Genomic DNA, 18,602 nt, shown 5'->3' with positions numbered 1-18,602 from the left:
GATAATCCGGCATGATGTTGCGTGCGGTTTCTGCACAATTTCTCGCGAACGCCTTTGCCGGTGGGCTGTCTTTTCTTTTCACGCTCTGGATCGCCGGACGTATTGGTCCGGCCGATTTTGCCGCTTATAGCTTTTGCTTCTCGGTGGGTTCTCTCGTCTCGATCCTGATGGATGGGGGCTACCACAAGCTGCTGCTGCGGGAAACCGCTTCATCCTCGCTTTCCGATACGTTTCCCGCCCGCGATTTGCCTCGTTTCGCCTCTGCCAATGCATTGCTGGTGTCCGGTGTGGCACTGTTGGTCGTGCTCTTGTCCGGCTCGCGGTATCAGTCGGGGCTGGTGGCAGCGCTGCTGTATTTCCTTTGCTTTATTCAGGGCCAGTTTTTTTCCTTCACTTTGCGTGGAGAAGGGCGTTTCCAGTCAGACGCGTTGTGGTCACTGCTTCAGCGGTCTTTGGCGGTGTTGTTTGCGGTGCTGGCCTTGGTGCTGGCCCCGGCTCAGCACCGAGTAGTCATCGCATTTGTTGCTGGCGCGCTGGGGCTCTTGCTCGCGTTGCTGCTGGCGCTGCGTAACGCTGACGTCCGCGCCCTGATGCGTCCAAAGCCAGGCTTGGCCGCAGGCCTTGTGGCCATCCCCTTTTTATTGGTCGATCTGGGGGCAATGGCCAATTTCCGCATCGATATTCTGGTTCAGACTGCGTTGGGGATGGATCCGGCCCGGATTGGCCATTATTCGGCTGCCGCCAGAATTTATGAAGCGGTGATCTACTTTGCCGCAGTGCCTCTTTACGTGCTGACCGTGGGACTGCGCCAGGGCAAGGTGCTTGATTCCCCGGCGACACTGACGCGCCTGGTGATTCGGGGTATGACTGCTGCGGTGCTGCTGGCGGGGATAACCATGGTCGCCGCTCCATGGTTGCTTGCACTGGTTGCCGGCGAATCCTACAGGCCGGCCATGCAATACCTGCATGTCTTGCTGGGTGGGTTACTGTTTCACTTCCCGGTGCTGCTGCTGCTGGCTATTGGTTTGTCCAGTGATCGTAGCTGGCGTTTTGCTTTTGCCTACTGTGGGGCCGCCGGATTTAACCTTGTGCTGTCCTGGACGCTGGTGCAGCGTCTTGGGGTTGTCGGGGCAGCCTGGTCCAACGTGGCGACGCAAGCCCTGCTGATGCTGTTGTTGGTGGGCTGCATGTATCGTTTGCATGACGCCAGGGCTGTCGCGACAACTGCATGATTAACCCATCTGTGATGACCGCCGATACGCCCATGAAAACAGGGACAACGATCTATATCAACGGGCGTTTCCTGACGCATCGGCTCACCGGTGTCCAGCGTTTCGCCTACGAGCTTCTGAGTAGCTTCAAACCCGTGGCAGAGAACGCAGGATATCAGTTGATCGCGCTGGTACCGGCTGGAGCCACGCTGCAAATGGATTGCCCCGTTCCGGTAGAACGGGTCGGCCCTCTGGATGGGTATGCTTGGGAGCAACTGATCCTGCCATGGGCGGCGCGCGGGCAGTTTTTGTTGAACCTTGCCAATATGGCGCCAGCAGGCAAGCGCACGCAGTTATCGCTTGTTTACGATGCCGCAGTATGGCGGGTTCCTGAGGCCTATACCTGGTGGTTCCGGCTGGCATATCGTCTGCTGTTGCCACGCATCTTGCGGCGTTCTGAGGTGGTGGCGACGATCTCGGGCGCCTCTGCTGACGATCTGGCCCGTTACACGGGTACGCCGCGTTCGCGACTCACCGTATTGCGGGCCGGAGGAGAACATATCCGGCGTACAGCGCCGGACGACTCGGTTTTGACCCGGCATGGCCTGGGACAACGCCCGTTTGTGCTGGCGGTCAGCAGCCTGAGCCCGAACAAGAATTTCGGTGCCATTGTCAGGGCACTGGCGCTGTTTGATTCCTCCGGTTTTGATTTTGTGATCGCCGGTGATACCAATGCTGGCGTGTTTGCCGATCAAGGCATACTGATTCCGGATTGGGTCAAGCGGGTAGGGCGCGTCAGTGACGGACAATTGCGCACGCTGTACGAGCACGCAGCCCTGTTTGTTTTTCCCTCTTTTTATGAGGGATTAGGGCTGCCGCCACTGGAAGCGATGAATTGTGGTTGCCCGGTTTTGTTATCGGACATTCCAGTATTCCGGGAAATTTATGCCGGCGCTGCAGCATTTTGCGATCCGTATTCTGATCAGGACATCGCCGCGAAAATCGAGCAACTGATGGCGCAGCCGCAGTCCAGGGAAGAACTGACCAGACAAGGAAAGGCATGCGCTGCGTTCCACAGCTGGCAACACGGTGCACAAGACTTGCTGGCCTTGCTGCAAAAGCACGTGCCTGAACAACAAGACAGGGAGCACTCAAATTGAGTGAGGGAAATTTGCGCGTCGCCGTCATTTGCGACTGGCTGTTTGAATATGCGGGTTCAGAACGGGTGGTAGAGCAAATCCTGTTGTGCTATCCGCAGGCTGATGTCTTTGCGGTGACTGATTTTGTACCGCCTGAACAACGTGGGTTTTTGCAGGGGAAGCCGGTCAAAACCAGTTTTATCCAGCGGCTGCCGCTTGCCCGGACCCGGTTCTGGTATTACCTGTGGTTGATGCCACTGGCTATTGAGCAGCTTGATGTCTCGGGCTATGACATCGTGATCTCAAGCTCGCATGCAGTGTCCAAGGGCGTGCTCGTGGGACCGGACCAGCTGCACATCAGTTACGTGCATTCCCCGTTGCGCTATGCATGGGATATGCAAAACACATATCTGGTGCAGTCCGGTATGGATAAAGGGCTGATCAGTGCAGCGGCGCGATACATGCTGCATAAACTGAGGTTGTGGGATGCGCGTTCCGCCAATGGCGTTGATCACTTTATCGCCAACTCCGGCTTTATCCGTCGTCGTATTGCCAAGGCATACCGGCGTGAGGCCACCGTCATCCACCCACCGGTAGATATTGACGGGTTTTCCATGGTTGAGAAAAAGGGTGACTACTACGTCACTGTTGCGCGGCTGGTGTACTACAAGCATGTGCAAACCATCGTGCGCGCCTTTGCGGCCATGCCAGACAAAAAGCTGATCGTGATTGGCGAGGGGCCGGAACGCAAACAGATCGAAACGCTGGCCACGCCGAACATCACCCTGGCCGGGTTCTTGTCAGCCGAGGAATTGCGCAGGACGATTCAGGGGGCCCGCGCATTCGTTTTTGCCGCGCTGGAAGATTTCGGGATTGCGCCGGTAGAGGCGCAAGCCTGCGGCACGCCAGTAATCGCTTATGGCAAGGGCGGTACCGCAGAAACCGTACGTGATGGCCAGATGGTTCATCCGACCGGCGTGTTGTTTGCCGAGCAGACACCCCAGGCAATTTGTGATGCCGTAGCCCGCTTTGAGACGCTGGATATACAGCCGCAGGATTGTCGTGCGCACGCCGAGCAGTTCTCTGCCACGCATTTTCGCAAGCGTTTCAGGCAGTTTGTAGAGGCACGCTGGCAGACGTTTCAAGCCAGCGTGAACCCGCACGACGTTAGCGCTTCAGTACCAGTTGAACCAGAAACGCATTGAAGACAATGCTGATACCCAGCACGATCAGGTTGGTACAGACCAGCGCTGGGTGAACCGATCCGGACATTGACGCGCCGTACTGGGTCAGCCAGTGAAACAGAAAGCCGCAATCTGCGAGAAAGCCGATCCCGAATACCACGCCGCCAGAAATCAGCGCGTGCTCCAGGTTGAAACGGTGCGTGAATTTATCGAGAAACGGTGAGACCGTGCCCGGGTATTGGCTTTGCAGAATCAGTTTGGCCAGCACACCCATGGATACCGTGTTAAAGCCGGCCAGCGTCAACAGCCCGGCCAGGGCCAGAAAGTGGATGCCAAAGTAAATGCCAAATAGCGAAATCGGGGCGCGGAACAGCGCGGCCTGAAGCACCAGCCCGATGATCAGCGCGCTGACGCCGGGCCACAAATACAGATGATCCGGTGCGGACATCACAATAAAACGCAGATGTCGCCAACCGTCGCGGAACGAGCGCAAATGCGGAGGACGATCGCGTTTGTCTTTGTGTAGCTGGAACGGAATCTCTGTCACTCTGAGCTTGATGCGTGCAGCGGCGGCAATCATCTCGGTGGCGTATTCCATGCCTGTCGTACGCAGATTAAGCCGCTGGTACGCCGCTTTGGTAAATGCCCGCATGCCACAGTGAAAGTCGCCAATCGGAATGCGAAAAGCAATTCTGGAAATAAACGACAAAACCGGATTGCCCAGATACTTGTGCAGGGGCGGCATCGCGCCTGGCTCAATTCCGCCGGTGAAGCGGTTGCCCATTACCAGGTCATAACCCTCTTCAATCTTGCTGATGAAGGGGCCAATGGCTGACCAGTCATAAGAGTCATCTGCATCGCCCATGATGACAATACGGCCACGTGCTGCGTTGATGCCTGCATCCAGCGCGGCGCCGTAGCCGCGTACCGTCTGGTGAACGACTACTGCGCCCAGGTCCTGGGCGATCTGTACCGATTTGTCGGTTGAGCCATTGTCGGCGACGATGATTTCCCCGACGATACCCAGCTTCTCAAAGGCCGCCTGCGCTTTGCGTATGCACAAAGCCAGTGTCAGCTCTTCGTTCAGGCAGGGAATCACTGCTGTCACGAGCGGAGTGGGGCTTGCCTGGGTACTCACGGCTGGCTTCTCTGGGGTTTGGACGGAACTATCCATAAACTGGCGACCTGATTTCGTTGTTGTAGTGTGCTTCCGGGGAACAAGCTCGTCACAAAGCGGGCATCAGCCTCATCACCATGTGAAATCAGCCGTACGTGGTTGGAGCGCAAGAAGGGATCGTTCTGCACCAGGTCCTGCGTGTAAAACCCGGCGTTATCGCGAATAAACATGACGGTTTTGCTATCCGGAGCAACGGTGGGCAGCTGCGCCAGATCCAGGCTGATGATGCGGTTGATTTGCCACATCTGCAGGGGTAGCTGGATGAACAAGCTGCCCAGCAACAAGACGGCAACGACCGACTTCAACCTGGTTTGTTCGACAACCGGACGCGCCTCAACGTACGCAACAGCCAGGAGGGGTAGCGCCAGGAATGCATACTGCACATAGCGATAACCCCAGCCGTGGCCCTGATCAAACGGAACAAGGAAGAAGCCTGCAAATGTCACACCAAAGGACCAGGCCATCAATCGCACCGGTTGATTCATATGGCGCAGACCGGCAATGGCCAGCACGATCAACCCAGGCCATGCCCATGCCCATAACTTGATGGTAGAGCCAAGGCGTGCCAGCAATACCGTGATGGACGGCAAGTGAACAACCCCACTCAGGCTATCCAGATAGGTAGCCAGTGCGCTGCCATGCTGTTGCGCTGTCGCCGGGCCATTGGCCGCTGGAAAATGTCCCACCCGGAACAGCACCCAACCCAGGCCCAATAGCAGGCCCAACGGCAGATAACCTGCGCCAAGTATCAACAATTTACGCCAGGCGCGATCTCGCAGCAGCCAGACCCACCACGGCAAGGCAAACAGGATATGCGGCACTGGGTTGTGCATGCAGATCGCAAGGCCGCCTGCCATACCTGCTGCAAAAATCGAACCGGTGGTGCCGCGCCAGACGCCCCACGCAAACAAGAGGTTGAACAGCAAGATCGCGTTCATGGAATAGAACGAGATCGAGTCCGCCCAGAAAACCGGTGTCAGCAGCAGGAACAGGGCCGTCAGGCCAGCCGCCCGGGCAGATTTGAATATCTCGGTACCAAAACGCACGGTTACCCAGCTGATGAGGCCGGCAATGACCGGGTTGGCCAGCCACCCCAGGTCAAGTAGCGCAAAGGGCGTCAACAGCAACGCAAAGCCGGGCCAGTAGGCTGAGGCGACCGTACCTGTTGATGAATTCACCAGCAAAAAGTAGTTCTGGAATTCGTATGGAATCACCCAGTTGAGCAGCCCCGGCGGATATTTGGCTGCGAGCTGGCCGTGCGCAAACAATTGTGACTGGTACAGGACTGTGAACTCATCCATGGCAAATGGATGATTCATGTAGACAGCCCTGCCGACGGCGGCCGTCACCAGCGAGACCCCCAGTGCAAACGAGCCAGGATGTTCACCGATCCAGTCTGCACTGCGATCCAGCCAAACGGATGCATCTCGCTTGAGCCCGATGAACCCCAGTACGATCACAACCAGCATGGCCTGCAGGGTAAACGCATCTTCAACGAAGAGGAGCCGTGCAAAAATGGGCCACACAAACGGGTTCACGGCCTGGCGCAGTGCCAGCGCGTGGGTGCAAGTTATCGCAAGCAGCGTCAACAACAAGGTGACGACGCAAAACAGCCGGCCTGATTTTGCATATGCAAAACCAGGCTGGCGGGCTGCATCGGGGGACGGACCCTGAGATGCGGCAGGGCTGGCCACTTCGGCTTGATCCATCAGTGCTTCCTGGTTACTTCTTTTCTTCGTGATACTCATCATCGACATTCACCGCCCAGATCGCGGCTTTGTCGTGATTGGCGGTCAGGATCGATTCCACGGCCAGTCTGGCGGTCAGCATGGAGTGGTCCTGGTTGTTGTAGCGGTGCATCCCGTTGCGGCCGACGAGGAAAAGGTTGCCGATGCGGTCGATCTGCTCGCGCAGCGTGTCAAACTCGTCGTAGCTGCCAAAGTAGGCCGGATAGGCTTTTTCGACCTTCACCACGGTGCCATCCAGCACTTCGGATTTGTCGATCAGACCGATCTTTACCAGTTCGTCCTGGGCAAAGGCAAAGAACTTTTCCTTGGGCATTTCCCAGAGTTCATCGCCTTCCGAACAGAAGTACTCCAGACCCAGCCAGACCGTGTTGGGCTCGTCCTTGACGAGGAACGGGCTCCAGTTGTTGAAGATCTGCAGACGGCCCAGTTTGACGTCGCGTTCCTGGATGTAAATCCAGTTGTCCGGCAGCAGGTTGTTGGCGGTGCCCGGCAAGGAGTGCTTGCTTTGGCGCAGCTTGCGGACCAGCACGCCCACGGTGATGAAGTCGCGGTATTGCAGGCCGGCGGCCACCCGTTGTGCTTCTCCGCCCAGCGCGGGGGAGATACCCGCCACCAGTTCGCGCACGGGCATGGTCGAGATCACGTGGTCGGCCTGGAACTGGACGGTTTCACCGGTCTGCGTGTTCAGTGCGCTGACGCTGGTGATGCGGTCGCCATCGCGTTGCAGGGCCACGGCTTTGTGGTGGAAATGAATCTCGCCACCCATCTGCTGGACTTTCTCAGCCACGACTTCCCACATCTGGCCCGGGCCAAGACGCGGGTAGAGGAATTGTTCGATCAGGCTGGTTTTGACTTCTTTTTGCTCGCCGCCAGCGACATTTTTGAAGATCTGGCGGGCGGCGTGCTTGAGCGCCTCGGTAATCGACAGACCCTTGATGCGCTGGGCGCCCCATTCCGGGCTGATTTCATTACACGGCACGCCCCAGACTTTCTCGGTGTAATCCTTGAAGAATGTCAGGTAGAGCTCGCGGCCAAAACGGTTGACGATGAAGTCTTCCAGGCTTTTTTCCGGCGTGATCGGGTTCAGGCGGGCTTTGGAATAGCTGGCCATGATGCGTGCAATACGCACCGGGCCCAGGTTGCGCACCGTGTTCAGGTTCATCTTGACCGGATAGTCAAAGAAGCTGCGCAAGAAATAGATGCGTGACAAACGCGGCCGCAACAGCATGTGGCGATCGTCGTCCGTGCCGTCTTGCGTATCAATGCTGCGTTGCTTGTTCTGGTAAGAGATCACCGCATCGCCGCCATCGCCCCGGGCCGGCAGGATGTCCTGCCACCAGTTCATGACCCAGTCGGATTTGGAGAAAAAACGATGGCCGCCGATATCCATGCGGTTGCCGTTGTAGTTGATGGTTTTGGAGATACCACCAATATCACCGGAGGCTTCAAGCACGATGGGTTTGAAGCCCTGGTTGGCGCGGAGCAACTCCAGCGCAGCAGTCAGGCCGGCGGGACCGGCACCGATAATAAGTACGGGTTTCATGGTCATGTATAAAGGGTCAGAACTCAGGGAAGCTGTTGCAACGGTGCCGCGACTTCCACCTGGACGGCGCTGTCGGAACGACGATTGTTGAACAGGATGATCTTGCGGAAAGTGAAATTGAAAACCAGCACCACGGCCGCTGCGACGAACTTGCCGGCACGGTAGTCCAGGCCCGGCATCCACTTGTGACAACCGTAGATAATGGCGTCATTGATACCAAGGCCGATCACGCCGATCAAGACAAAAATCCAGAATTCAGCCATGCGGTGTTGCTTGAGCGACCGGGCGGCAAAAACGAAGTAAAGACACAACAGATAGTTGACTGTGGCGCCCACCAGGAACCCGGCCGTCGCCCCGGCCAGCACGCTGCCGTGCAGGGTGCCGACGACAAGGGTGAGTGTGGCGAAGTCAAACACGAACGCGATCCCGCCGATACCGATGTAACGGATGAATTGCTGCAAGGTGGATTGTGGTTTGCCGTTCATTGCCGGGCCTGATCTGAAATGAATTGCTGATAAGCAGGCAGCTTGCGCAGTTGCGTGCAGTCGTAAAGGTAAAACTGGCCTTGATGGCCGCCGGGGTTAAAACGCCAAGTCGACGTGACCGGGAGGCTCTCGTTGCGGAACGCCGAGACGATCCAGCGCAGGCGGCTGTCGATCGCGCAGAAGCCGGCATTGATGGTGCGCGCGTTGTCATCGCACTGGCCGCCCATGAACTGGAAGCCGGCACAATCGCGGGCCATATAGTGGGCCTCAACCAGCGTGTAACGTTGGGCGTACTCACCGGCATAGGCACGGTTGAACAGGATGGGCGCGGCCACCATACCGCTGACATAAGACGAGTGGCTGAACACCAGCCAGGGCATCGGGCGGAAGGCATTCCAGTACACATTGTCATTGGGGCCGATAAACTGCTCGAATGGATTCTGACCCTGTGCGTTTTCATAAAAAGCTTCAAGCGCCGAACGCCGATCCCATATGACTCCGGCTGTGACTACGCTCAATGCCGCGACACCCAGCAAGAGGTAAGTCGATTGCAGACGGATAGCGAGCACCAACACCAGCGCAGCTACACCGGTGGCCAGCAAATGCGGGTACGCCCACTGGAAAGGTGAATCCGGAAACTGCCGGAGAATAAACTCACTGGCTTGCAGCGCATCGTTGAACAAAGCCAGCAGCACAGCAAGCGTCAGGCAGACCAGCAGCAATTTCCGTACCGGTTGACCAATCTTGAGCACTGGCGCGTAGATCAGTACTTCTGCGATCAGAAGATAGATAAAGCTGATGGGCTGGCTTTGCATCAAGAGGGAGATCACTGCAAGCGCGATCGCCGCTTGCAGATTGCCAGGAATGGTACGGCGCTGGCGAATCAGCAAACCGACCGCAAGTCCAGGTATCAAAGCTTGCAAAGGGGAGAGGATGCGCCAGATCTGGATCGACAACGCAAACACGTTGCGCAACCAGTCTCCAAAAACCACGGACACGGCCATTGAAACGACCGTTGCGCCCATCAGACTGGTCATGACGCGGCGCGTACGTGGGTCCATCGTGATCTTGCTGCAAGCCAGAAATAGCGTCAGCACGCTGCCCAGGCGGACAAGATCTGCCCTGGACCAGCGGGTGATCATGACCTGACGATTGAAAGCTTCGACCAGCGACCACCATTTGGCGTCGTAGGTTTGCAAAAGCGTCCCGAAGGGCTTTACCTGTGCAAACGCAAGGGCGGTCACGGCAAACATGCTGGCCAGCGCCAGACCAAGCAGCAGCCAGCGGACTTTGGGAACGGGCGGAAAAACCACCAGATGAACGAACCAGACCGATAGTCCGCTGAAAGCAATTAACGGGTGCAGCGGGGCAGCCAGCAGCAGCACCACAAAGCTCGCTATCCGGCGCTCTTGCACCAGCAAGCCCAACGCCACCAGCACCAGGGGTTCAGTCACACTGCGGGCGGTCAGGAAGGGTTCGGCATAGCTGAAAATACCGAGACCGCCATAGCCCGCAGGCAGCACTGTGGCAGCCAGACACGCCACAACGGTGCTGACATGGCTTTGGGTGGCAACACGGAAAAAATAATAAAGCGCGCTGAACCAGGCGGTTTGCGCCAGCACCATCAACAGCGCACCCGCCGGGGCCATGCCGATGGCGTTGATCAGCAGAGCATAAACACCGGTAAACAGCGTGTAACTATCTTGCGAGCCGAACATGAAGAACGGGTCGCGGGCAAAATTGGCGGGACTGATGTGGTGCAGCGTCTGGCCCAGGTACAACATGCCGTCGTGCCAGAAGCCAAACCACGGATGACAGCAAAACCAGGCCGCCAGCAGCAGTACAAAGACTGGCTTGGCATTGGCCTGGAGAAACTGCTCCGGGTTCTGCGAAAGACTCGCTTGAGTACCCAGAACTGGGGGTACATCAACGGACATGTTCATAAAAGGTCAGCTTGAAAATATCACTGCGTGTTGAATTTCCTCACGAGCTGTGGATCTCGCACGCTTCATGTCGGCCAAAGCCAGGACACGTACGATTTCTTGCATCGTGGACACAGGGCCCGGGCGACATCATGTCACCCGGAACGGCTATTTAAATGCACCAGACAACCGTGCGGCTGTGTCTGTTACTTTGTATGTACCTGCCTTTTCAGCGGCATCAACTTCTGCAGCGACGGTGCGCTTGACAAGATCTTTGGGCAAACTCAACCACTGCTTGCAGCTGTAAAGATACAAACCGTCGGGCAGGCCAGGTAACACGAATTTCCAGTGGGCTACTGCGGGCAAGCCACTTTTGTAATAGCTGACGATCCAGTTGATCCGGTCATCGCGCTCGCACAGGGTCGGGTTAATGGTGTCCGGGCGGTCGCCGCAGTTGCCTTCCTGAAAACGGAATGGTGTGCATTCGTCTTTCTTTACATACAGGCTTTGCATGTGATGGAAGCGGTAGATGAACTCCATGCCGTAGTCGTAATTGAACAAAATGGGCGCGGCTGTCATCCCGTTCGAATACGACGCACGGTTAAAGATCATCCAGGGCAGTGGTCGGAAACTATTCCAGTACACCGTTTCATCCACGCCGATATATTTTTCAAACGGATTGTTCTGGGCTGCATTTTCAAAAAATATTTCAGGGCCGGGGCGGCGATCCCAAACCACTGTAGAGAACGTAAAAAACAGGACGGTGAGCAGCACGGCGACGGGTTTGCTGCGCAAGATCAGAATGGCAAGAACGATGGCGCTGCCGCAAATTACAGGAACCAGATGCGGATAGAGGAACGGGTAGTTGGTCGTAAAAAACTGGACGCCGATGAAAATGGACTGGCTGAGGTTATCGCCAATGATCGCCAGTGCCACCACCAAAACCAGCGCGACGCTGACCAGTTTTTGCACGGATTCACGCACTGATACCACCTGGACATAGGCGAGCGCCAGGCCGAGCAGCGCCAGGATCAGGCTGGCATCGTTCCCGCGCATGATCAAGCCGGCGGTGGCTAGTGCCATTGCCCACAAAGCAGGTAGTGAAAGGTTCTTGCGATCAAGCAGCATATCTGTGACCACAAGGCATGGAATCAGGGCCTGGCAGATCCAGAGGATGCGCCAGATCTGCATGGAAGTGATCAGGATTACTCTCAGCCAGTCAGCAAAAATCAGGCTGATGGCAAGCGACACAAGCGTCGCAACCGTAATCGCACACACCAGCTGTTTGAGGCGTGGATTATTGCCGTGCCGGATATAGACAAGAGACAGCACCATGCTGCCGCTGATCAGGTACAGGTCGTTCAAGGGCCAACTGCTGATGAAGACATGCAGGTTGAACGCCAGGATAAGGTTTAGCCAACTGCCTGTGTAAACCTGGAAAAGCTGGCCAAAAGGGCCGTCGTGCTTCAGCGCCAGAATACCGACTACTACGCTACCGGCGATGCAGGTTGCGATCAGGGCCTTACGTGTCCATGCTGCCGGCGGATACATGAACACGTATACCAGCCAGACCGTCAACCCGGAGAACCCGACCAGCGGGTGCATCAGGCAGGCCACAGCAAAAACGAGCAGCGACGCAATATGGCGCTGGCGTAGCATGAAAAACAGCGCAAACAGCACTGCGGGTTCTGCCGCGCTGCGGGCGGTCAGGAAGTTCTCCGCAAACCGGAAAATGGCAAAGCCGCCGTAATTGGGTGGGAGCAGGACAATCGCGATGGTTGCAACAACCGGGGCGTAGCTGCTTTTAAAGACCGCCCTGCAGCAAAGGTAAAATGCGCAGAACCAGCTAAACAAGGCGATAAAAGTGAGCAAGAGGCCGGCGTTGGCAATACCAATACCTTTGATCACCAGTGCATAAATGCGGGTGAACAAGGTGTAATCGTCTTGGGACCCAAACATGAAGAAAGGGTCGCCAGGATAATGCTCGGGAGAAATGCGGTGCAGTGTCTGACCGAGATAGAGCATCCCGTCATGCCAAAACCCGAACCAGGGGTGGCAAAGCATCCATACGGATGCCAGCAGGAAAAAAACAATGGCCGGGTTCTGGTGAACCAGCCCGTCCAAAGCCTGCTTCCATTCAGTCAGCAGCTTTGGACGCGTAGAGGGGGACGCCTTGGAGAGATTCACGGTCTGTTCGATGGTCATGAGTCAAGAATACCGGTATGCCTCACACCATCCAGAACCACGTGCAAGTGCGAAAATAAGGATAAATCAGCGGGATTATCTGTTTAACCGCGGCACTGACTGGGGAGGTATTTTTGAGCCAGCGTGGTCCCCGCTGCTCTGTTGCATTGCCAGATCAAGGCGCCGTTTGGCACGACCCCGTTAGTCAGGCTACCACTATTGGTTGCATCCAGGGGCTGGAGCACCAGCGTGCTACCACCACCTGATAGGCCGGCACCAGCAATCGATGTAAACGAAATGGTGATGGCACCGGTGGATGAACTGATGTTCATCGCAGAGACATTGGAAGTGCCGGAACCAAAAGAGAAACCAAGATTAAAAGCGTTGCCATTTGCGGCATTTTCGGCGACCAGCGTTTTGGCATAGTCAGCAATCCCAAGGCCTTCGCTAACCCGGGCGCGCACGGTGTAATCCTGATAGGCCGGGATGGCAACCGCAGCCAGAATGCCGATGATTGCAACCACAATCATCAATTCAATCAATGTGAAACCGCGTTCAGTTTTACGCATTTTGTCCTCCGGGACAATTCAATGGCAGGCATCTGCCACGTTCAAACCTGTCAGAATGTAATGAGCCCGGAAGTGAACTACTGCGTTGCGCAGTATTGTAGTGGGTGGGCCTGAGTAGGATGGCGTGCTTTAACGAAAGCCCGCCATCCCGAGTTAATCGGTCAAATTAACCGATTAGCGGCACTGCGACGGACGATACTTGGAAGCCAGAGTGGTACCGGTACCGTTACACGCCCACTGAATCACGCCTTGCGGAACAGTGCCAGCTTGCAGCGCTACACCGGAGTTGCCCGTGTCAGTCGGGGTAAATTCGATCACGCCATTACCAGCCTTGGAAGCGTAGGTCACGTCGATGTTACCGTTGCCAGCAGTGATGGAAACAGTGTTCACGTTGGTGGTGGAACCGGACCAGCTGTAACCCAGGCTCAGGGAAGAAGCGCCGTTAGCGGCGTTTTCAGCAACGATTGCCTTGGCAGCGTCGGCCATGCCCAGACCTTCAGAAACGCGGGCGCGGACGGTGTAGTCCTGGTAAGCCGGGATGGCCACAGCGGCCAGAATGCCGATGATCGCAACAACGATCATCAGTTCGATAAGGGTGAAACCCTTTTGCATGCGTTGCATGTTCAGTCTCCGAAAATTGTTTGTTGGTGTGCGGGGTCTCCGCGCCAGCAAAGTTAGAGCAAAAGCTATGCCAGCGGGATGGGCCCCGCCGGCGCATTGTGCCCGGCTTGGTATCTATTGCAAAGTTGCTTATAATGCTGGCTCCGCCGTTGTAGCTCAGTCGGTAGAGCAACTGATTCGTAATCAGTAGGTCGAGTGTTCGATTCACTTCAACGGCACCAAAGACAGTAAGGGTCAGGCTTTCGAGCCTGGCCCTTCTTCGTTTTCGGGCCCCTTTTCTGATGCTAACCGGCTGCTGAACCGTTACAGCGCCATGTCAGGCCATCCACGCCAGGCGGCGACGAATGGCGGCGGGTGTGGCGCAAAAACAAAGGCCGGTGTGGATACCCACACCGGCCTTTGTACCTGGAAGTGACGAAATTCGTCACTGCTAATTTCTGTAATTCGTCAGATTTTTCTTATATTCGCCGTGATGCCCGTCACGCTCAGGCCGGGTTGGTCGTCAAACCGGCGGGGCGCTGGCCTGTCAGCAGATAATCAATCAGCTCGCGCACCGGGCGGATGGCATTACCGAATGGCAGGCTGTCCGCGCCGCGGAAGAACAGACCACGATTGACTTCACCGCGCATGGCAGCGGCCAGTTTCAGGTCAATGCAGAACTGCCCGACTTTGGCGAGCCCGTCGCGCAGGCCGCAGACCGACAGGCAGTTTAGGCCTTGGGTGCAGCGGGCCGGATCGGCTTTGGCGTTTGATTGCAGCCGGGCTTCGCGGTTGATGTAGTTTTTCAGCCAGGGGGTGAGTACGGCGCGGGCTGGCAGGCCGGCGACGCTCATGAATTCGACGATGTCTTCATCGCGCGCGTTGGCGAGGACGTCCTTGAAGTTGGGGTGCGCGTCGCCTTCAGCCGACACCGCAAAGGCGGTGCCCAGTTGCACGCCGCTGGCGCCGTTTTGCAGGTAGTGGCGCACCTTCTCATGGCTGTTGATCCCGCCGGCCACGATCAACGGGATGCGCTGGCTTTCCAGTTGCAGTTCCTTGAAGAGCTGCAGGGTTTCGGTCAGCACGCGGTCAAAGCCGAATTTCTCGTTGTGGACGTCGTCCAGACGGGTGGCGCCCAGGTGGCCGCCGGCGTGGCCGGGGTGTTCGATGACAATTGCGTCGGGCAAGCGGTTTTTCTTCAGCCATTTTTTCAGGACCACGCCAATGCCGCGGCTATCGGACAAAATCGGCACCAGCGCGACGTCCGGGTGGTCTGCCGTGACGTCGGGCAGGTCCAGCGGCAGGCCTGCACCCATCACAATGGCGTCGGTGCCGGCTTCGCAGGCGCAGCGGACATAATCGGTATTGGCGGACACGGCCTTCATGACGTTCACGGCGATCAGGCCGTTGCCGCCAGCCGCAGTTTTGGCCAGGTGTACTTCACGGGTGAGCGCTTCGTAGTTCAGCGCATCCAGCCCGGCCTGATCCTTGATGGTTTTGCTTTGTTCCATCAGATCGGCATGGTGATGGCGCAGGTCTACGCTGGCGATGGTGCCGACGGCGCCTTGTTGTGCCACGGCGCCCGCCAGTTTGTGCGCAGAGATGCCCACGCCCATGCCGCCCTGCACGACAGGGAGCAAGGCTTTGCCTTTGATCAGCAGTGGTTTGAAAGCATGTTGCAGCATGGGAAAGTCTCCCGCCTTGATGGCGATTCCTGGTTAAGAGCGGGGAGTCTGCGGGTTTGTCTCTGGTTTGATTTTGATTCAGATCAAAGCGTCATTGCAGAGATGATGCCGTGTATACAAATCACCAAAAGCGATGTCACTAATGCGTACGGATCGACGTGCGCGGCAGCACGCGCCGCAAGCGCGCCAGGGTGGCGTCACCAGGCCAGTCCGGTGGGATTGCCTGTTGCAGCAACAACGGGCTGGCACAACCTGAGGCGCGGAACGGCTGCAGCACGAAATCCTCTACGCCTTGCACGGCGAGTGTGCCGGCCAGTTGCAGCAGGGCGGTTTCATCATGCAGGGCGGGGTGGATGGTGGTGCGGCATTCGAATTCCACGCCGCTCTCGATCAGCAAATGCAGTGATTCGCGCGCGGATTTGCCGCTGTGCCGAACCTGGGTGACGGCTTCGTAACTGGCGAAGGGGGCTTTGACGTCGAACCCGACCCAGTCAAGCAGCGGCAGACATTGCTTGAGCCGCGCCGGATACGCGCCGCCGGTATGCAGGGCAACCCGGAAACCCAGCTCCCGCACTTGTTTCATCATGTGGGGCAGCCAGTATTCCGCCAGCGGTTCGCCGCCGCAGAACACTACGGCATCCAGCAAGCCGCGCCGGCCGTGCAGCCAGGCCAGCGTGTCATCCCAGGTGGGACTGCTGGCTTGTTTGCGGCGGCTTTGCAGATGCGGGTTATGACAATAATGGCAACGCCAGGGGCAGCCAGAGATAAACACGACGCAGGCCAGATGGCCCGGATAGTCGCAACTGGAAAACGGCACCACGCCACCCAGCTTGGGCGGCGTGCGGGCATGTGCTTCGTCGGTCATGGCCGTTCCTTGAAGAACTGGCGTTCCTTGAATTCACCTTGCTTGCCAATATTGAAGGCCGACACGGGGCGGTGGTAACCCATGACGCGCGTCCAGACTTCGCAGCGTGTGCGCTCTTCTTGCTTGAGCGCGACGCTGGCACGGGTTGCGGTGTGGATGACGGTTTGGGTGGCGTGATCGTTCATGCAGGTTCTCCGGGGGATGGCGGGGGCAAGCGGTAGAAAAAGAACGCGGCCGGTATTCCGTGGCAATCGCCGGCCGCGTCGCTGCTAGTTGCAGCAAACCGGTTTCGCGGCCAGCAATTCCTGGTCGCACTTGGGGCAGAACTCGTGATGGCCGCTCAGATAGCCGTGCTTGGGGCAGATCGAGAACGTGGGCGACACGGTGATGTACGGCAGCCTGAAGCGCGTGAGTGCGCGGCGGACCAGGGTGCGGCAGGCATCGGCCGACGAGATGGCCTCGTTCATGTACAGATGCAGCACGGTGCCACCGGTGTACTTGCGTTGAAGCGCATCCTGGCGCTCCAGCGCCTCGAACGGGTCGTCGGTGAAACCCACGGGCAACTGGGTGGAGTTGGTGTAATACGGCTGCTCCGGGGTGCCGGCCTGCAGAATGTCCGGGTAGCGGCGTTTGTCTTCTTTGGCAAAGCGATAGGTGGTGCCTTCGGCCGGCGTGGCTTCCAGGTTGTACAGATGGCCGGTTTCCTCCTGGAAGCGCGTCATGGTGTCGCGGATGTGATCCATCAAGCGTGTGGCCAGGTCATAACCGTAGGCAGTGGTGATGTCGTCCGCGTCGCCGGTGAAATTGCGGATCATTTCGTTGACGCCATTCACGCCCAGCGTGCTGAAGTGATTGCGCAAGGTGCCCAGGTAGCGCTTGGTGTACGGATAAAGCCCGCCATCGATCAGGCGCTGGATCAGCTTGCGTTTGATCTCCAGGCTTTGTTTGCCCAGGTCCATCAGCTCGTCGATACGGGCAAACAGGCCTGGCTCATCGCCCCGGAATTCATAGCCGATCCGGGCGCAGTTCAGCGTGACCACACCCAGGCTGCCGGTCTGTTCGGCAGAGCCAAACAAGCCATTGCCGCGTTTGAGCAGTTCTCGCAGATCCAGCTGCAACCGGCAGCACATGGATCGCACCATGTGTGGCTCCAGATCACTGTTCAGGAAATTCTGGAAATACGGCAGGCCGTATTTGGCCGTCATTTCAAACAGCAAGGCCGTATTGGCGTGATCCCAGTCGAAGTCAGGCGTGATGTTGTAGGTGGGAATGGGAAAGGTGAACACGCGGCCCAGCGCATCGCCTTCCATCATGACTTCGATGTAGGCGCGGTTGATCATGTCCATTTCTGCTTGCAGCTCGCCGTAGGTAAACGGCATTTCCACACCGCCCACGTACGGAATCTGTTCGCGCAGATCAGCCGGGCAGGTCCAGTCGAAAGTCAGGTTGGTAAACGGCGTCTGCGTGCCCCAGCGGCTGGGCACGTTCAGGTTGTAGATCAGTTCCTGGATGTACTGTTTGACCTGGGTGTAGCTCAGCTCATCCACGCGCACGAACGGCGCCATATAGGTATCGAACGAGGAAAACGCCTGTGCGCCGGCCCATTCGTTTTGCAAAGTGCCCAGGAAATTGACGATCTGGCCAATGGCCGACGACATATGCCGGGGCGCTTTGGCTTCCACCTTGCCCGGGACGCCGTTGAAACCTTCATGCAGCAGCCGGCGCAGGGACCACCCGGCGCAATAGCCCGAGAGCATGTCCAGATCATGAATATGGAGGGCGCCAGAGCGGTGGGCGGCGCCGATTTCCGGCGGGTAAACATGATTCAGCCAGTAGTTGGCGATCACCTTGCCACTGGTATTGAGGATCAGCCCGCCCAGGCTCCAGCCCTGGTTGGCATTGGCGTTGATGCGCCAGTCTGACTGGTTGAGGTATTCATTGATGCTGGCCTCAACATCGACCACGGTGCGGGTGTCAGAGCGCAAGCGGGCGTGCTGGCTGCGCCAGGTGATGTATGCCCGCGCGGTCTTCAGATAACCCTGTTCCAGCAGGGCTTCTTCCACATGATCCTGGATGATTTCAATGCCCGGACTGGTCAAGCCGGTCTGGGCAAGGCGCCGTGTGACCTTGTCTCCCAGCGCTTGCGCCGCCGCAAGATCAAACTCGCCGCTGTATTGTGCTGCGGCCAGCAGGGCACGCGTGATGCGTTCTGCATCAAAAGGGACAATGCGGCCGTCGCGTTTGCGGACGTGGATGGGCTGGCTATGCACGGCTTACCTCAATATCTTGT

Annotated in this window: 16 protein-coding genes and 1 tRNA gene; 5 read left to right on the top strand and 12 right to left on the bottom strand. The window is 57.5% G+C overall.

Translation table 11 applies throughout. The annotated features are described in order from the left end of the window. The first annotated feature begins 11 nt into the window (after positions 1-11). From IEX57_RS18790 to IEX57_RS18780, 3 genes are read left to right on the top strand one after another with little or no spacing between them, the layout of a single operon-like run. On the top strand, positions 12-1,232 hold the full coding sequence (locus IEX57_RS18790) for an oligosaccharide flippase family protein (RefSeq protein ID WP_188706459.1): 1,221 nt from the start codon (positions 12-14) through the stop codon (positions 1,230-1,232). After that, positions 1,229-2,371 (top strand): glycosyltransferase family 4 protein, encoded by a 1,143-nt coding sequence (locus IEX57_RS18785; RefSeq protein WP_188706457.1) that lies wholly within the window; start codon positions 1,229-1,231, stop codon positions 2,369-2,371. The genes IEX57_RS18790 and IEX57_RS18785 overlap by 4 nt, the downstream gene beginning before the upstream one ends. Continuing rightward, positions 2,368-3,555 carry a glycosyltransferase gene (locus tag IEX57_RS18780; RefSeq protein ID WP_229709107.1) on the top strand — a complete coding sequence of 396 codons (1,188 nt, stop codon included), beginning with the start codon at positions 2,368-2,370 and terminating at the stop codon, positions 3,553-3,555. The genes IEX57_RS18785 and IEX57_RS18780 overlap by 4 nt, the downstream gene beginning before the upstream one ends. Here IEX57_RS18780 and IEX57_RS18775 read toward each other — a convergent pair. Genes IEX57_RS18775 through IEX57_RS18755 form a run of 5 tightly spaced genes read right to left on the bottom strand, consistent with a single transcriptional unit; the run spans position 3,518 to position 10,112 of the window. After that, entirely contained in the window at positions 3,518-4,672 is a 1,155-nt protein-coding gene (locus tag IEX57_RS18775) for a glycosyltransferase family 2 protein (protein ID WP_229709106.1), read from the bottom strand. The two genes, IEX57_RS18780 and IEX57_RS18775, sit on opposite strands and share 38 nt — an antisense overlap. Next, entirely contained in the window at positions 4,669-6,420 is a 1,752-nt protein-coding gene (locus tag IEX57_RS18770) for a glycosyltransferase family protein (protein ID WP_188706453.1), read from the bottom strand. Before IEX57_RS18770 ends, IEX57_RS18775 begins: the two co-directional genes overlap by 4 nt. Positions 6,421-6,433: 13 nt before the next feature. Next, positions 6,434-8,002, bottom strand: coding sequence for an NAD(P)/FAD-dependent oxidoreductase (locus IEX57_RS18765; RefSeq protein WP_229709105.1), 1,569 nt, complete (start codon positions 8,000-8,002; stop codon positions 6,434-6,436). Positions 8,003-8,025: 23 nt separating this feature from the next. Then, a complete protein-coding gene (locus IEX57_RS18760; protein WP_188706449.1) occupies positions 8,026-8,487 on the bottom strand; it encodes a GtrA family protein in 462 nt (153 codons plus the stop codon). Then, positions 8,484-10,112, bottom strand: coding sequence for a hypothetical protein (locus IEX57_RS18755; RefSeq protein WP_188706446.1), 1,629 nt, complete (start codon positions 10,110-10,112; stop codon positions 8,484-8,486). The genes IEX57_RS18760 and IEX57_RS18755 overlap by 4 nt, the downstream gene beginning before the upstream one ends. On the opposite strand from IEX57_RS18755, the gene IEX57_RS18750 reads away from it, so the two are divergent. Beyond that, positions 10,098-10,445, top strand: a complete 348-nt coding sequence (locus tag IEX57_RS18750; protein WP_188706444.1) for a hypothetical protein — start codon at positions 10,098-10,100, stop codon at positions 10,443-10,445. The two genes, IEX57_RS18755 and IEX57_RS18750, sit on opposite strands and share 15 nt — an antisense overlap. A 132-nt stretch (positions 10,446-10,577) precedes the next feature. On the opposite strand, the gene IEX57_RS18745 is transcribed toward IEX57_RS18750, so the two are convergent. From IEX57_RS18745 to IEX57_RS18735, 3 genes are all read right to left on the bottom strand, one after another. Beyond that, positions 10,578-12,614, bottom strand: a complete 2,037-nt coding sequence (locus IEX57_RS18745; protein ID WP_188706442.1) for a hypothetical protein — start codon at positions 12,612-12,614, stop codon at positions 10,578-10,580. Between the two features lie 83 nt (positions 12,615-12,697). After that, the gene (locus IEX57_RS18740) at positions 12,698-13,162 is read right to left on the bottom strand and encodes a pilin (protein WP_188706441.1); all 465 of its coding nucleotides are present in this window, start codon (positions 13,160-13,162) and stop codon (positions 12,698-12,700) included. A gap of 174 nt (positions 13,163-13,336) precedes the next feature. Continuing rightward, positions 13,337-13,783, bottom strand: coding sequence for a pilin (locus tag IEX57_RS18735; RefSeq protein ID WP_188706439.1), 447 nt, complete (start codon positions 13,781-13,783; stop codon positions 13,337-13,339). Positions 13,784-13,928: 145 nt separating this feature from the next. Between IEX57_RS18735 and IEX57_RS18730 the strand changes: the two genes are divergently transcribed. Next, positions 13,929-14,004: transfer RNA gene (locus IEX57_RS18730), tRNA-Thr, on the top strand. A gap of 264 nt (positions 14,005-14,268) precedes the next feature. Here IEX57_RS18730 and IEX57_RS18725 read toward each other — a convergent pair. From IEX57_RS18725 to IEX57_RS18710, 4 genes are all read right to left on the bottom strand, one after another. Next, positions 14,269-15,444 (bottom strand): NAD(P)H-dependent flavin oxidoreductase, encoded by a 1,176-nt coding sequence (locus IEX57_RS18725; RefSeq protein ID WP_229709113.1) that lies wholly within the window; start codon positions 15,442-15,444, stop codon positions 14,269-14,271. 142 nt (positions 15,445-15,586) lie between these two features. Further along, entirely contained in the window at positions 15,587-16,312 is a 726-nt protein-coding gene (locus IEX57_RS18720) for an anaerobic ribonucleoside-triphosphate reductase activating protein (RefSeq protein ID WP_188706435.1), read from the bottom strand. After that, positions 16,309-16,497: an anaerobic ribonucleoside-triphosphate reductase gene (gene nrdD, locus IEX57_RS18715; RefSeq protein ID WP_188706433.1), complete on the bottom strand. Its 189-nt coding sequence runs from the start codon at positions 16,495-16,497 to the stop codon at positions 16,309-16,311. Before nrdD ends, IEX57_RS18720 begins: the two co-directional genes overlap by 4 nt. Before the next feature lie 84 nt (positions 16,498-16,581). Further along, positions 16,582-18,582, bottom strand: a complete 2,001-nt coding sequence (locus tag IEX57_RS18710; RefSeq protein WP_188706431.1) for a ribonucleoside triphosphate reductase — start codon at positions 18,580-18,582, stop codon at positions 16,582-16,584. Positions 18,583-18,602: the final 20 nt, after the last annotated feature.

The organism is Silvimonas iriomotensis, from assembly GCF_014645535.1.
Classification (GTDB): domain Bacteria; phylum Pseudomonadota; class Gammaproteobacteria; order Burkholderiales; family Chitinibacteraceae; genus Silvimonas; species Silvimonas iriomotensis.
This window is presented reverse-complemented; position numbering and strand designations above follow the sequence as displayed.

What these genes read in the sequence shown, in the direction of transcription:
- IEX57_RS18745 (WP_188706442.1), bottom strand. Translation starts at nt 12,614, where the DNA reads ATGACCATCGAACAGACCGTGAATCTCTCCAAGGCGTCCCCCTCTACG.
- IEX57_RS18735 (WP_188706439.1), bottom strand. Translation starts at nt 13,783, where the DNA reads ATGCAACGCATGCAAAAGGGTTTCACCCTTATCGAACTGATGATCGTT.
- IEX57_RS18755 (WP_188706446.1), bottom strand. Translation starts at nt 10,112, where the DNA reads ATGGTGCTGGCGCAAACCGCCTGGTTCAGCGCGCTTTATTATTTTTTC.
- IEX57_RS18760 (WP_188706449.1), bottom strand. Translation starts at nt 8,487, where the DNA reads ATGAACGGCAAACCACAATCCACCTTGCAGCAATTCATCCGTTACATC.
- nrdD (WP_188706433.1), bottom strand. Translation starts at nt 16,497, where the DNA reads ATGAACGATCACGCCACCCAAACCGTCATCCACACCGCAACCCGTGCC.
- IEX57_RS18740 (WP_188706441.1), bottom strand. Translation starts at nt 13,162, where the DNA reads ATGCGTAAAACTGAACGCGGTTTCACATTGATTGAATTGATGATTGTG.
- IEX57_RS18790 (WP_188706459.1), top strand. Translation starts at nt 12, where the DNA reads ATGATGTTGCGTGCGGTTTCTGCACAATTTCTCGCGAACGCCTTTGCC.
- IEX57_RS18720 (WP_188706435.1), bottom strand. Translation starts at nt 16,312, where the DNA reads ATGACCGACGAAGCACATGCCCGCACGCCGCCCAAGCTGGGTGGCGTG.
- IEX57_RS18785 (WP_188706457.1), top strand. Translation starts at nt 1,229, where the DNA reads ATGATTAACCCATCTGTGATGACCGCCGATACGCCCATGAAAACAGGG.
- IEX57_RS18765 (WP_229709105.1), bottom strand. Translation starts at nt 8,002, where the DNA reads ATGAAACCCGTACTTATTATCGGTGCCGGTCCCGCCGGCCTGACTGCT.
- IEX57_RS18770 (WP_188706453.1), bottom strand. Translation starts at nt 6,420, where the DNA reads ATGGATCAAGCCGAAGTGGCCAGCCCTGCCGCATCTCAGGGTCCGTCC.